Annotated in this window: 16 protein-coding genes; 3 read left to right on the forward strand and 13 right to left on the reverse strand. The window is 43.5% G+C overall.

Features of this window, described 5'->3' with window-relative positions:
* Positions 1-18: 18 nt before the first annotated feature.
* The 4 genes from betI to MSG34_RS03215 form a co-directional block, all read right to left on the reverse strand.
* Complete coding sequence (gene betI / locus MSG34_RS03200; RefSeq protein ID WP_004732441.1) at positions 19-621, reverse strand: transcriptional regulator BetI; 603 nt, start codon at positions 619-621, stop codon at positions 19-21.
* Positions 622-1050: 429 nt separating this feature from the next.
* The gene (locus tag MSG34_RS03205; protein ID WP_248336269.1) at positions 1051-1557 is read right to left on the reverse strand and encodes a hypothetical protein; all 507 of its coding nucleotides are present in this window, start codon (positions 1555-1557) and stop codon (positions 1051-1053) included.
* A 9-nt stretch (positions 1558-1566) separates the two neighbouring features.
* The gene (locus MSG34_RS03210; protein WP_248336270.1) at positions 1567-3249 is read right to left on the reverse strand and encodes an LruC domain-containing protein; all 1683 of its coding nucleotides are present in this window, start codon (positions 3247-3249) and stop codon (positions 1567-1569) included.
* 257 nt (positions 3250-3506) lie between these two features.
* Positions 3507-4604, reverse strand: coding sequence for an alpha/beta hydrolase (locus MSG34_RS03215; protein WP_248336271.1), 1098 nt, complete (start codon positions 4602-4604; stop codon positions 3507-3509).
* A 278-nt stretch (positions 4605-4882) separates the two neighbouring features.
* Between MSG34_RS03215 and MSG34_RS03220 the strand changes: the two genes are divergently transcribed.
* The 3 genes from MSG34_RS03220 (at position 4883) to MSG34_RS03230 (ending at position 7319) form a co-directional block, all read left to right on the forward strand.
* Positions 4883-5587 carry a response regulator gene (locus MSG34_RS03220; protein WP_048610257.1) on the forward strand — a complete coding sequence of 235 codons (705 nt, stop codon included), beginning with the start codon at positions 4883-4885 and terminating at the stop codon, positions 5585-5587.
* A gap of 36 nt (positions 5588-5623) precedes the next feature.
* Positions 5624-6943: an ATP-binding protein gene (locus MSG34_RS03225; RefSeq protein ID WP_248336272.1), complete on the forward strand. Its 1320-nt coding sequence runs from the start codon at positions 5624-5626 to the stop codon at positions 6941-6943.
* Between the two features lie 100 nt (positions 6944-7043).
* Positions 7044-7319 (forward strand): hypothetical protein, encoded by a 276-nt coding sequence (locus tag MSG34_RS03230; RefSeq protein WP_248336273.1) that lies wholly within the window; start codon positions 7044-7046, stop codon positions 7317-7319.
* 98 nt (positions 7320-7417) lie between these two features.
* On the opposite strand, the gene MSG34_RS03235 is transcribed toward MSG34_RS03230, so the two are convergent.
* From MSG34_RS03235 to MSG34_RS03275, 9 genes are all read right to left on the reverse strand, one after another.
* The gene (locus tag MSG34_RS03235; protein WP_048610253.1) at positions 7418-7795 is read right to left on the reverse strand and encodes a hypothetical protein; all 378 of its coding nucleotides are present in this window, start codon (positions 7793-7795) and stop codon (positions 7418-7420) included.
* A 156-nt stretch (positions 7796-7951) separates the two neighbouring features.
* The gene (locus MSG34_RS03240; RefSeq protein WP_048610251.1) at positions 7952-8392 is read right to left on the reverse strand and encodes a PACE efflux transporter; all 441 of its coding nucleotides are present in this window, start codon (positions 8390-8392) and stop codon (positions 7952-7954) included.
* Between the two features lie 52 nt (positions 8393-8444).
* On the reverse strand, positions 8445-9899 hold the full coding sequence (gene nagE / locus MSG34_RS03245) for an N-acetylglucosamine-specific PTS transporter subunit IIBC (protein WP_248336274.1): 1455 nt from the start codon (positions 9897-9899) through the stop codon (positions 8445-8447).
* A gap of 13 nt (positions 9900-9912) precedes the next feature.
* Positions 9913-10461: a sugar O-acetyltransferase gene (locus tag MSG34_RS03250; protein WP_248336275.1), complete on the reverse strand. Its 549-nt coding sequence runs from the start codon at positions 10459-10461 to the stop codon at positions 9913-9915.
* Between the two features lie 180 nt (positions 10462-10641).
* On the reverse strand, positions 10642-11166 hold the full coding sequence (locus MSG34_RS24165; protein ID WP_084703256.1) for a prepilin-type N-terminal cleavage/methylation domain-containing protein: 525 nt from the start codon (positions 11164-11166) through the stop codon (positions 10642-10644).
* 185 nt (positions 11167-11351) lie between these two features.
* A complete protein-coding gene (locus tag MSG34_RS03260; RefSeq protein ID WP_156168089.1) occupies positions 11352-11525 on the reverse strand; it encodes a hypothetical protein in 174 nt (57 codons plus the stop codon).
* A 99-nt stretch (positions 11526-11624) separates the two neighbouring features.
* On the reverse strand, positions 11625-12230 hold the full coding sequence (locus MSG34_RS03265; RefSeq protein WP_050643510.1) for an outer membrane beta-barrel protein: 606 nt from the start codon (positions 12228-12230) through the stop codon (positions 11625-11627).
* 377 nt (positions 12231-12607) lie between these two features.
* Positions 12608-12790: a hypothetical protein gene (locus MSG34_RS03270; protein ID WP_048610244.1), complete on the reverse strand. Its 183-nt coding sequence runs from the start codon at positions 12788-12790 to the stop codon at positions 12608-12610.
* A gap of 447 nt (positions 12791-13237) precedes the next feature.
* Entirely contained in the window at positions 13238-13534 is a 297-nt protein-coding gene (locus MSG34_RS03275; protein WP_197279020.1) for a hypothetical protein, read from the reverse strand.
* Positions 13535-14349: the final 815 nt, after the last annotated feature.

Raw genomic sequence — 14349 nt, forward strand, 5'->3', positions numbered from 1 at the left:
TAGCGCTGCCACTACGATCTATTTGCTGTGACACGAGTAGAACGTAAGTTGTTTATCTAGATAATCATTGATGATGGCTCGCGCCTTTTGAGCATCGATACCATCTGGGTTTAGTGTGCCTCTCAGCCACAAACCATCAATCAGAGACGCAATCCCGTGAGCAACGAGATCCGCTTGTTCATGATTCAAAATACCTTTCAACTCAAGACGTAAGTGTGAAATCAAACGTTTTTCATTCACACGCTGCAGTCTTTTCAGCTGCTCGTCATGCATTGAATATGACCAAAATGCCAACCACGCCTTCGCGACCTTATTTTCTGCTTGGTAACCTTCGAAGTTACCATCGATGATCGCGTTAATTCTCTGTTGGTGAGCATCAACAGGAAGTGCTTTTAGTGACGTGGTGATGGTATTAGAAAGTTGGCGAAGGATTTCACGCATGGTCTCTTCGAGCAGCCCATGCTTCCCGCCAAAATAGTGATTAATAATGCCAGTGGAGACTCCCGCTTCTTTGCTGATCAACGCAATACTCGCGGCATGCAAACCCACTCGATCAATCACCGTCATGGTGGCTTGAACAAGCTGTGGTTTACGTATATCAGGCATCCCAACCTTCGGCATTTCTCAGTCCTTTTATTTTATATTGAACGTTCAGTTAAATATAAAATGACAGAAATTTAGTTAGGGTTCAAATGATTATTTAAAACAAACTCGTAACAATACAGCATTCAAAACAACAAAAATCATTATAAAACAATAAATTAAATATCATTTAGAGCACTAACGAAAACAATTAAAGATTTGAGGTGTGATAGTTATTGGTCAAATGTTTTTGCTTATTCTGAACAAACTTCAACCGCTTATCTTCTGTGCCGAAACAGGGCGAGACACAACGAATAGGCATCGTTATTTGTGTATTGGGAGGGAAAGTCGATGATGCGATTGATGAAGAGTAAAAATGAAAATCAGTTATAACGAGAGCACCACAAGTAAGTTCGGTGCTCTCATTTTTATCGCCAATATTGAGATAATAAGATGTGGTTGGTTCAACTAAAAAGCCAAGTGGTAACTATTGCTCGATTGATCCAGTGAAATTACCCAACTTTGCTCTTGTTCACTGCTGCTCATCGGTACCCAACGAGCGTAGATTTGATCCCAGTTCCCATTCACTTCTAATTCCACCACATCGATTTGAGTTGGGTATACCGTTGTGATTCTAGACAATGGGTCTGCGACAACATCACCGTTACTCATCACAAATGCCGACTCGGAATACAAGTGCAACGCTCCCGGAGTGGTTCCCGTGTAATCCATCGACAAACTGATCTTCTCACCGACATCAAACGAAAACCCAGCTTGTGCAACAATCTCCGAAGTGTCGGTTATCACTGCAACGGCAGGCTGAGCAGGAGACGCGGGCGTCTGAACCGGTGTTGGCGTGGCCGATGGTGTCTGAGCTGGCGCAGCACTTGAGCTTCCCCCACCACCTCCGCCGCCACAGGCTGCGACTAACAAAGGCAGAGAACTGATGGTGAATAGTTTGATTGTATAATTCATGGTGTTCTCCTACTCGTCCGTCGCTGAAATAACTTTATTGGTGGTCGATGCCTTGTACCACTCGCCATCTGTCTCACCACTACTGGTTACCCATGTAGGGAACGACGTATAAGCTTCACTGATGTCTATATACTCAACAGGGTGGTCCCATTCGTCACGGATGTTAATCACCCAAGGCATGTTGTTGCTGGTCTTAAACGATTCAGAACCCGAAGAACGGTCATCGTGACTATTGAACAAGGCATTATTCATGTCACTGGTGCCAGAAAACGCTTTGAGGTGAGTTTGCCATGTCATACCTGGAGGAGTGCCAACAAAATCACCGTGGTACATATCTTCAGCCGCGAAAATGAATGAGTCATAAGGTGGATAGCCGATATCATCACGCGATACTGGAGACGTAAACTCGACATACAATTGATAGTTGAGAGCATCAGCATTTTGCTGTTCAGAGCATGCGCTTTGTGTTCGGTAGAAGACGCAGCTTTCGGTGAGTTCACCTAGGTTTTCTAGCTCCACTCTCAGATCTTCAGACACCATCAGAATCGTTTCGCTGCTCCCCTCTTTGAGAATGGTATGGCCAACGGCAACACCATTTCGAGTCAACGTTGTGGATGCCACGTTAGCAGGCAGAACGTTCGGCAGCTTCAAGGCATAGCCATTAGAGTAGCCTGCACCCATCGCCTGAAGTGTATAATCTATGGTTAGGTTTTTAAGCTCTCGCTGTCCATTGAGTTGCTCTGTCACTCGGTAACGCCACACCACATCATTGAAATCATAATCCCCTTTCAAGGGCCAATTATCTTCAAATGCGATCGTTGCGTAGCTGTTCGAGCTTGGATAGACCGACGTCACTGTCACATCCTCATTGTTCTCTTGCACAAGCACTTCGTATTTAGAATCTGTCGTACCATCTTCATTGACCCCATCAACAGCCGCAAATGGGGTCACTTCAACAGTGAAGATCAAATCATTAAAGTCGTTGTCTCCGGTAGGGCGATAAATATCCTCAAAGCCAAGTACTAAGAACTCATTTTCTGTATCGAGGAAGGCAACATTGTGTCTTCGATATTCAGCGGTCGCCTCTGGGTTGAGCGATGGATAGCTGTAAAAAGGTGTTCCCCAACCGCCAAGCCACGGGATATTGTTATAAGAACCCTCCCAACCCCAACCATTAGAGATAATGAAGAAAGCCAATGTTTGGCCAGCGGTAAGTTGGACACTTAAATCAATCGTGTCACCTTCCTGCATCTCACCAACACTAGCAACGGACGTATTGGGAAACACAATCACATGCGCATTAATGTCATCTTTGGTCGCCGGTGGGTTGTTAGTGTCAAACACAAAATAACCGAGGGAATTTCGATAACCCGCCCCTTCATTCAAGAACGTGATTTTCGCCGTTGCGTACTCCGCACCATTCAACTCGTCGTCAATATCAATGCTCGAATAACGCTCCGGCGCAATAAATGCACTGTTCACCGTACTGCCTTCAGGGAGCATCGAATAGACGTTGGTCAGTACATCTTGTGGGAGTGAATCGGCTATTGAATAGGTATTGTTGGGTTTACCTTTTGCAGAATAGTTTGACGCATCTGATCCAGATTCAAAGGTAAGATCCGCAGTTGTCAGCGCCATCGCAAAACACGGTATTAAACAACTGGGCAGTATGACTGAATTCCAATTTCTCATTATGTTCCCTCTTTGAGCTAGCCATAAACGTGTAAAGAGGAATGGAGCAAGTATAGTGCCTAAAAATAAAACTATATTTAACAGAAGGTTATGATTGCAGAGTTGAATTTTCTCATTTTGAGAATGAAGTTGACGTGAATCGAGGACATCTAAAGTCACCGCGGCAAATCTCAGTCAAGCAGACACAAAAAAGATTGGTGACCACAGCGTCATCACCAACCTTCTCTAGTCGTTACTAATGTTATTACGACCCTAAGCTACTCAATGCGTGTAATGAAACCGTATTTATCTGACTCAGCCTTTGTCACCCAGTGTTCACCAGAAGCTGGAGCAGAATCTAACGTAAAGATATAGAAGTCGATTCCTGTATCTCCCATTACCTTTTTAAAGTAGGTCGCTTGCTTGCGATGGCTTTCATTTGTGTATGGGAAATCTTTGGCTGTTTTATCATCCTCAGCCCAACTGTGCACACCAACCTGCTTATTAAGCTCAATGGCTTTAGTGGTATCTGCTCGTTGCAAAACTCGTGGGTTACCCGCAGCGAAAAGATCCGTGCCGCCAGAGAACACCGACCCCGTAGGCGTTACGATCGTCGTCATGTTGTTACTGTGGATCATGCGCCCGGTGTACATATTGATATCATCGTCAGCGCTGCCACCAATATGATTGGTAAACTTCAATGTCATCTCGCTACCTTGATACAATTTCACGATATCAAAAAGCTGAGAATAGGTTGATGCACCCAGAGTCGACCGAATTCGATCAACAGCGCCAGTCTCGTTGAGCACATCGCGGTAAAAAGCGTCGAAAGCAAACGATGTGGTGATGGTTACCTTGTTGCCACTTTTAGATTTACTCAAAATGGTAGACCCAAGGCTAGTCACGTATTGAACCAGTTCATTGTGATACTCAAGCTCGACGGGTTTATGAGTATTCGTTGTCGTGTTAATTAACGTGGTGTCATTGCCGATTGAGCGTTGAGCAACACCACAATCAAATGAATCAAAAAAATGACCCTCGTGGTAAATCGCACAATCGTCAGCCCCTGCATCAGGGAGGTACAGATCCACACTTTGACCTAAACTATCCGCAAGCCTAACCACTTTTTGCTTATCACTAATATCTTCCGCAAATAGAACGGTTTCATACTGCACGCCGTTGTAATCAAGCTTTATGGATTCTTGGACCTCTTGTCGCTCTTTATACAACTCACCCAGTTTCGTTGATGAAAATACGTAATCCGCTTGAGGTTTTTCTTGCGCTTTGGTGGCAGCTTTACCTGAGTTAGAGCTTGAATTACAGCCCGCTAACAGAATCAAAGGTAACGCCAGTAATGCATTTCTATAGTCGTTCATACAGTTATTCCCAAAATGTTTGATGGGAAAATTCTATTATTTAAAGACCAAAACATCTGTCATGCGAATGTATGAGAATGTATATCGTTTTGAACATTGTTTTTTATTTTCACACAAATCCAAAAACATCATTGAACTAGCGTACAAAGTGTTTAATCATTCATGTCAGGTATTTTACGTAAGGCCTGTAAATTGGGTATGCCACAATAACTAGATACTCAAAAAGGCTCCCTCACGTAATCTCAATAAATGAAACACACGATAAGGCTGAGAATGGAATGACAAAACCTAAAATGATCATCGTAGAAGACGATTTGAAACTTCAGCGAATGCTAAAGGATTACTTTGTTACGCAGGACTTTGATGTTTCCACACTCGATGATGGCAGTGATGCTGCGCAGACCATCCTTGCCGAACAGCCTGATATCGTGTTGTTGGATTTAATGCTCCCTGTAACCGATGGACTGACAATATGCCGACAGACGCGCACTCTCTTTAAAGGTAAGATTTTAATGCTCACCGCCAGCGATGATGATTTCGACCACGTTGCAGGCTTAGAGACAGGCGCTGATGACTATGTCACCAAGCCAATCAAACCAAGAGTTCTGCTGGCCAGAGTTCGTTCGCTATTACGCCGCCAAGAGGCCAATACGGCTTCAGTCGATGACTCAGACAACCTTCAGTTTGATCAACTGGTTCTGAAAAACACCTATAAGAAGTGTGAACTTTCAGGTGCCGTTTTATCACTAACTGACAGCGAGTTCGACCTACTTTGGTTATTAGCGAGCAACCCTGATACTCCGCTATCACGTGACTATTTGACACAAACGCTGCGTGGTATTGAGTACGACGGAATCGATCGAACGATTGATAATAAAATAGTGCGCCTAAGAAAGATTCTTGGCGACGACCACACTCCAGCAGAGAAAATTCAGACCATTCGCGGAAAAGGCTACTTATTTGTTTCGACCGCCTGGCGTTAACCTCGCTCAATACGAGCGTAATAAAAGAGAGCGATTATGCGACGTATCTTTTTGGAGTCCTTAATAGGGCTGTTAGTTTGCTTTATGGCCGGCCTTGTCGCCTACGAGATTAGCGTCTATCAGCTCAATACCGACTACGAATATGTACTGGAAGATTACGAAGCGGCTGCCCACCAGCAATTGATCGAAAATATAGCGAAAAATCAAGGCCTTGAAGCTGCTCATCAAGCGATAAACCAGTTTGTAGAAACCACACGAAATAAATTGGTCACATTCAGCCCAGACGATGAAATACCTAGCCCCGTTTCAGAGTTCTTCAGCACTAACCCGAATACCTTTGTTTTTCACGATGATGAACGTGACCTATGGTTTCGCTTAGCAAGCAGTGACAATACCTATCACTACCTCCCCAACAGTGAAGCGTTCGTTAGGCAAAAAATCGAGTTGGAGGATGACCTCATTTGGTTATTCTTTTTAGCGAGCTTTATCTTATATGGCTTATGTCATCTATTTATTATCTTTCGCCGAGTTAAAAAGCTTGAGGCTGCCACTCTGCGTTTTGCGGAAGGCGATCTCTCGACACGAGCCGAGACTTCAAGTGGCATTGCGATTGGCTCCCTGAACAAATCCTTCAACCTAATGGCCGACCGAATTCATCGCTTAGTAGAAAGTAATCGCTCACTCACTAATGCTGTCGCTCATGAACTGCGCACGCCAATATTCCGTATTCAGTGGCAAGCTGAAATGTTGAAAGACACCCAGCTAAACGCAGAGCAAGAGAGCACGATTGAGAGTATTGTCGAAGACACGGAAGAGATGGAAAAGATGGTCGATGAGCTATTGTATTACGCCAAACTCGATAGCACTGACCTAGAAAACTTACAAAAACCATTAGAGATACGAGACTTTCTCAACCACGCCATGACGCGTTGGAACAAAGACACTCAGCTCAGCATCGAACTATCATTACCTGAGCAACCTAGCTCAATAATGGCGGATGAAACGCTACTCAACCGAGCACTAGATAACCTAGTACGTAACGCAATGAAATTCGCACGTTCGCAAGTGTCGATTGAAGCAAGCGTGCATCAAGATCAGCTACAGATCGCGGTACATGATGATGGTGATGGCGTGGCACAAGAGCATCAAGCTCGCCTGTTTGAACCGTTTTACGTTGGCGACAAAGCGCGTAACAAAGCCAAGAGCGGCCATGGTTTAGGGCTTTCTATCGTCGAAAAGATCTGTGCTCAACATAGCGCGACTGTGGAGGTTGGTCAGAGCCAAACCTTAAAGGGGGCGGTATTCACCATATCCATTCAGCTATGTAATGATTCCGCTGACAAACCCATACAGTAACTACAAAACACCTCTGGAATAATGTTCAACATCGGTCGGGAGATACTGTCTCCCAATGAACCTATTGAATCTAAATTCCAATCTTTCTTAAGGTGTTTGTATGAAAAAGTTATTAGTTGTTTTAGGCATTGTTTCTCTAGCGGGTTGTTCTGGTATTAGCCACAATGAAGAAGTGTACACAGCGCACGCTGAGAGCTTCAACATTGTCGGTTTCCAAGTTCCAGGTAACACTCAAGACCGCGCAATGGAGTTAGTACCTGAAGGTGCAACCGTTAATACGATTCGCTCAACAAACTCTGATACGAGCTCTTTTCTGGGTATCATCAACCGTATTATCGGTATCGACTACGTTCAAGTTGGTGGTAAAAAGCAGTAATTAGAATATACGGCAGGTCCATTGTTTATCGCTGAGAAACAATATAAGCAGAGCCCTGTTAGACGAATAAAAAAAGCACCCATTTGGGTGCTTTTTTGTCAGTCTTTGAAGACTGAATTCAACAGATTAGCGCAGCATTGCTTGAGTCCTACTTGCTCGACCTTTGCTTTGTTGGTCTTCACTTTCCTATCCAAGCCACGAACTAAACAGCTAATGTAGCCCTTGCTAACGCCTGTCACTTCGGAGATGTCATGCAGCTTCTTCCCTTCTCTCGCCATTGATCTTATTTCCTCAACAACTTTGTCCGAGTATCGCTTACTTCTTCCTCCGATCTTCTGTTTAAACTCAATGCTGTTACGATATAGATATTGGTAGATAGTTCTCCGACTTTTCCCTGTCAACTCTGCAAGCTCATCCAAATCCATCAGTTGCGAGTTGGTGTTCACTATCTGCCTTTGTTCGTCAGTCCAAGCCATCGAAAATCTCCTCAATCAGATCTGCACGTTCCTATACATATAGAGGCGGCTATGTATATCAAACGCCAAATTATTTACTACGGTAGCCAACGCTACCATCCAACAACTCTCGTCATGCGAGCGTTTAAAAAATATCGTCTTCATCAAATGTGTAATCTATCTCACTGAACATCGACAAGGAGCATTCGACTTTTTTAGAATCGCAGCCCTCGCTTTGTCGTATGCTAAGTTGAATGTGAATGCGTATATTGTGATAAAGATAGTGATACCCACATCCATAACGAACGCTTCCCAAACCCCGACTTCAAGGATGTAAGCGATCACTGGAATTGTCAGCACCAGTAGACCAATCTCAAACAAGGTAACGTGGTAGATACGCAGCTTGATACTGCGGTTCTCTTTCTCACCTGTGTAAAACTGGTCAAATATCCAATTGAATAAGAAGTTCCAACACATGGCTATCGTAGCGACGATAATCATAGTGCCTGACAGTGAACCGACCTCGTGGTCTGTAGCAACCATCAGCATGCCAATTGATAGCAGGACTGCGAACACTTCAAATAAAACTGCGTGGAATATACGCTCCAAAGTTCCCATTTTTTGCCTCTTTCTTAGTGAATGGGTGCGACGGGAAGCCGCACCCTAGTTTTTATTTGTTGACCTGCAGCTTCATAGCTGCAGCAACTTTATCTACTTTGCCAATACCAATGATTACTTGAACTGCAGTGCCCGATAGTTTCACAACACCTGCAGCACCTAGTGCTTTCAAGGCTTTCTCATCTACGCTCTTTGAGTCTTTAACGTCTAGACGTAAGCGAGTGATACAGTTATCGATAGACACTAAGTTTGACTCGCCACCTAGAGCTGCAACGTACTGAGTTGCTACTGAGTCAATATCAGTCGCGCCTTCATCAGCCATATCTTCACCACGACCAAGCGTCTTAATGTTCAGCTTCACAATCAGGGTACGGAAGACTACGTAGTACAGGCAGAAGAACACGAGGCCTTGAACGACTAGCATGTACCACTTAGTTGCTAATGGGTTCTGAGTACCTAGAACGAAATCGACGAAACCTGCAGAGAAACCGAAGCCGCTCATCCAACCCATTTCTGCAGCAATGTACAGAGACAGACCCGTGAATACTGCGTGGAAGAAGTAAAGCACCGGAGCTAGGAACATGAACGAGAATTCTAGCGGCTCAGTGATACCAGTGAAGAACGATGCAGCTGCTGCTGCGATCATTACAGAGAACACTTTGTTTTTGTTCTTAGCATCTGCGGTGTGGTACATAGCAAGTGCAGCAGCCGGTAGACCAAACATCATGATTGGGAAGAAGCCAGCTTGGTACATGCCCGTAACACCGGGAACACCCGTGCCGTTAGCAATAGATTGCGCGCCACCAAGGAAGTTAGGAATGTCGTTGATACCTACAACGTCAAACCAGAACACAGGATATAGAGCGTGGTGCATACCAACCGAAAGCATTAGACGGTTAAAGAAACCGAACAGACCAGCGCCGACTGCGCCAAGGCCTTGCAGTGAAGTACCTAGCGCTAGAAGACCAGAGAAAATAACAGGCCAAACCGACATTAGGACGAACGCTAGAACCATACCTGCAAGCGAAGTCAGGATAGGCACAAGACGTTTACCACTGAAGAATGCGAGTGCCTTTGGTAGCTCGATGTGAGAAGTACGGTTGTAAATCTCAGCCGAGATAATACCCACGATAATACCCACGAACTGGTTCGCAACCTTATCAAAAGCCATTGGTACACTATCAGGAGACACGCTTAGGGCAAGTGATAAGAAGTCCTTAGATAGGAGAGTGGTCACAACTAACCACATAACGAAACCGGACAGAGCCGCAGAACCTTCTTTATCTTTAGAGAGACCGAACGCGACACCGACCGCGAACAAGACCGCCATGTTATCGATGATTGCACCACCTGACTTAATCAGGAATGCAGCAAGCATGCTATTCGCGCCCCACCCTGTCGGGTCAAGCCAGTAACCAATACCCATCAGTATTGCTGCCGCAGGCAGGGTCGCTACTGGAATCATTAAGGCCTTACCGACCTTTTGCATGTATCCTAAAACACTCATCTCTTTTCCTTATTTAGATTTGAACTTCTTTTTGTGGTTGTGCCGGTGTCCCGACACAAACCGTATTTGATGGCAAGTCCTTGGTAACTACCGAGCCGGCGCCAATCACTACGTTGTCGCCTATGGTTACACCACCAAGAACAGTCACGTTCGCACCAATCCAGACATTGTCACCAATAGTGATAGGCAGAGATTTCTCATACCCTTCAGCACGTTTTACCGGATCTAGTGGGTGGCCAGTTGTAGTAAGCACAACGTTAGGACCAAGCAGACAGCCATTACCAATCTTCACTTTATTTCCGTCGAGAATGGTGCAGCCGTGGTTTGCATAGAAGTGATCGCCTACGTCTATGTTGTACCCGTAGTCGCAGTGGAACGGAGACTCAACGTGCGCGAATGCGCTTTCTAAAATCTCATACGTAAGTCGCTCGCGAATATCAGAGTCAAAGGCTTGATTCAGCAAGTGACACTTGTATTTAATAGTGGCTCGTTCTAGTTCCAGTTCAGGCTCTAACGCCCAATACCACTCGCCTTTCATCATTCGTTGTTTTTGTTCATTCATACATATTCCCCCTCGTGTAATTAAGCCCCCCCGTTAAAGGAGGCTTAATTACTTAGCCACCGTTAACAGCCAGATAAAGAACAAGGAAAGGCGCGACCATTCCGAGTAGAGCAGCCCACCCGAAGAACCAGTAAAACGCGATACCTTGGCTTTTGATTGCATCAATCATTGTCGTTACCTTTAGCAACCATCGAAGCTGTCAACTGTCTGAACAAAGCCGTCTTTTTCTTTAGAGTTGTAGGCAAAGACAAAGCACTTATTTTCTATAGATTCTTCCTCTCCCAACTCATTAATAAGAATGAAGACACCATTAGTCTTTCCTTCGTCGGCACCCTTAAATAAAAACAGATCACTTTGAACATCCTCGGATAAAAACTCCTTGCTCTCAGCCTCTGTATTTAGAACAACTAAATCGGTATCCATGATGCGTTCTATATTTTCCTTGGTCATGAGAGCATTACCTTTGGCTGTCTTGATTCCGTTACTCAGAGTGCCAAAGTCTTCTGATTCCTTGCCTTCAATAGCGGCCTTCCCGAAGACAATGCCATTAGCACCTTTTAGCGAACCTTTCGCCCCGCTCAGAGTTGCTTTACGCGCATCGGATTGAAGATTCATAAACTTAGGCATTGCTGTAGCCGCAAGAATGCCAAGGATGACAATCACTACTACCAATTCAATTAACGTAAAACCTTTTGCTTGTTTCATTTTTACTTTCTCTTAATCAGAAAAATATTCGCACTAACAACACAAAGAAAAATTCACTTATCTCGTCTGCAAAAAACAGAATTACCAACCCCCAAATACACCAGAGAGCAATGAGGTATTTAGGTGACGTACAAATCCGGTCTAGGTCGTCTGAATTGCAGAAACATCTGTAATCACTGGGCGACTTACTCATCGTTCCAATTCTCCGGATCTAACATTGCAGACTCGCCCCAACAACAAGGTCCACATAGGTCTAGCTTGTGAACATCGCCATCATCGGTGTGAACTTCCACGGTAGGCACTCTGCCGCATGCGCAGCACGACCTGTCGTAGTTTGGGATTGCTGTCTCGTTACTCATATTTAAACCTTGGGTTAAATAAGGCCGCTCGCTGACTAGACGAGCGACCTTGATCCTATGCAGGGGGAACTGCAATAAGGATTCGGTTACTCTTTCGAGTTAAAACTTGTAGCCAAGTGTGAATTGAGTGAAGCCACCGTCTGCACTGTCTGAGTCGTAATGACCGCTGATATGGTTGTGATACTCAGCTTCAGCTAGATTTAGTTTTGTGTAGCTAATATCTGCATAGATACCTGCAGGAGTAACCCAACCAAGACCCAAGTAAAGGCCACGTTGGTTTAGTTTGTAGCTCTCTGATGTCGTGCTGACGTAGTCACCTTCCCAATCTGTGTATCCGCTGTTCGACTTACCCTTAAATCGAACAGCCGCAGAGCCGAGCTTGACGCGAATACCGCTATCAAACTGATAGCCCATGTAAAGAGCGTCACTGCTCAACTCATCTTTGTGCGACCCCCAATCACTACTACCAGAGCTGACGGTTTTTTTAGGTGAATACATGCCGCCAATAATCACACCATTCTCGAATGTGTAATCAGCTTGAATATTGAATGCTTTGTCGTCTGTTTCTTTCGAATGTGAAAGACTCTTCCCTAAGTCACCATTAAAATCGACCATACCTAAACCGATTGCGAAGCCTGATTTACTTCCTGCCACTGCGCCAGTTGATGCTAGAGCTAGAGATAATGTGATTAGTGCTTTTTTCATGGGTAAATACCGTATTCTCATCCATAAACTGGGCGAAATATGCCCTAAAAGTTGTTGATATTTTTATCATCAGATAGTCCAGACGTGACAAAGCCTCGCCAGGGACGATTTGGAAAGAGATTTAGTTTGTTGAATCGTTTCGGCTGAGAAGCCTAGAAGGGGGGGAGGTTTTGATTAGATAAGAGAGATTACTTGTGGTCTACATCTAACACCCGGCCCGACTTCGGAACAAACTAAATCCCGAAGTGATGCGTTCTTTATGGATAGATTTTAATTGAGGGCATTTCCAGTCTGCGACTGTGATTGGAGAGTAAACACCTTCCAACTCTTTTCGCCCTTTGGTTGTATGCAACATGCGTATATCCGTTCTAAAAATTCTAACTGTTTTCCACCGATGTATCGGGGCTTACCAATTCTCTTCTTCGCGAGTAAAGCTCGTGCTCAACCACATAATAACCTGATTTTATCCATTGAGTTACTTGCTGTGGTTTAACACCTTGAGCTTCTGCAAATCGACGTTGGCTACCCCAAAACTCATCGATATACTGCCTCAGCTTCATGGCTGTTCTCCTGAAGTTCGAGGGCATTATATAAGTAATAATAATTTATTGTAAACAGCCGAACTTTAATTTTAAAAATGACCATTGACAAAATATAAAGCAAAACACTTTACATAGAATATTTTAGTATTACCTATGAAATACACATGTATTACTTAGGTAATACAATTAAATCCCAAGCATTAGGAATTACTGACACTCGCTGTACCATATAACATGAAGTACACCTCGCTCATTTATTGCGCATATTTATCATGGTGGAAATAAAATAATCGGTATTTAGGGCTCAGACGAGACTTTGAAGTATTTCCGCGTTGTAATTCAAATTGAAGGGGATTTTGAATCGCTACTCTGGAATTGCGTAGCCACATCACAGATACGTATTAGCGGCTACTTTTTGGTAGCAGAATTATGAATTGGAAGAGCCCGGAAAAGTTTGTTCAATACTTAAAGTTCTTTAATGGCTTCAATAAGTTTTTTTCTGACGCTAGTGGGCAATTCGTCTTTGATAGCAATCAAACCTCTAAACAACTTCGCACCAGTCACCTTCTTACGCATATCTTGCTGTAAGTCTTCAACCCAATCATCTAAGTCTCCTTTATCACGCAAAGTAAGACGCATCGGTGTAGGACTAATATTATGCGTAGTATCTACATTCTGTTTATTCGTTGTGATTACTTTGTCTTCAACCTGAACTTGCGCCATATCGGACGAGTTTTGGCTAGATCGGTCTTTCTTAAGCATTATTACGCCTCTACACATCAAATGAATTCATCAGAATTTAGTCATCATGCCTTTCAATAAAGAGCAGTGCCTTCTTGCCACTGGAGAAACCTGTTTAAACCAGTATAACGAATGGTTCCACCCTACGGGACACATCTATTGATTCCTAAAATTTACTGAACCTTTATTTGCACTATTTCCGAACAGAAAATTGTATTACATCTGTAATACTGAACCAATTTTATCACCAATCGGTATACCAGAGAACTCCAAGCAATTAATTCCATGGTCTTATCAAAAGCATAACGAGAAAATAACAGTGCTAATTCCTCGCTGCCTTGGTTAACCTTATCAACGGCTTGGTTGTATAAAATACCTGACTTTTTTATGCGGTTTATTTTGTGCTCTGTGCCAAACAAGTGTCCTATTCCCCTTCCCTCTTTTAACTAACAATTCGAAAAATAAGCCGAAAAGTCTTCGATTTCTTATCAAAATTGCCCCTAAATTCGCTAAATGAACTTTTGCTTAAAGTGACACTTTCAAATCGTTGATCCTTCTATCAACCCAGAATCCGTTAATTGAGGCACAGATCAATTTACTCGAAAACCTTAATTTCCAAGAGAAATTAACACTTAATAAAAGTGTCACGATTTTATAAATAAAACATATGGGTGCGTTCAAAAATAAACAGAAATGATAACTATCTGTAAATACGAAAAATATAAGTTTCATGAATAAAAGAGATCATTGCCATGCTACTAATTAATTAGATCGAATGATGTAAATTCACTGTGATAATTTTGTTACGTTTTCTTGGATTTTACATGGAAAGAGAA

Source organism: Vibrio sp. 1CM2L (assembly GCF_023161695.1).
Taxonomy (GTDB): Bacteria; Pseudomonadota; Gammaproteobacteria; order Enterobacterales; family Vibrionaceae; genus Vibrio; species Vibrio coralliirubri.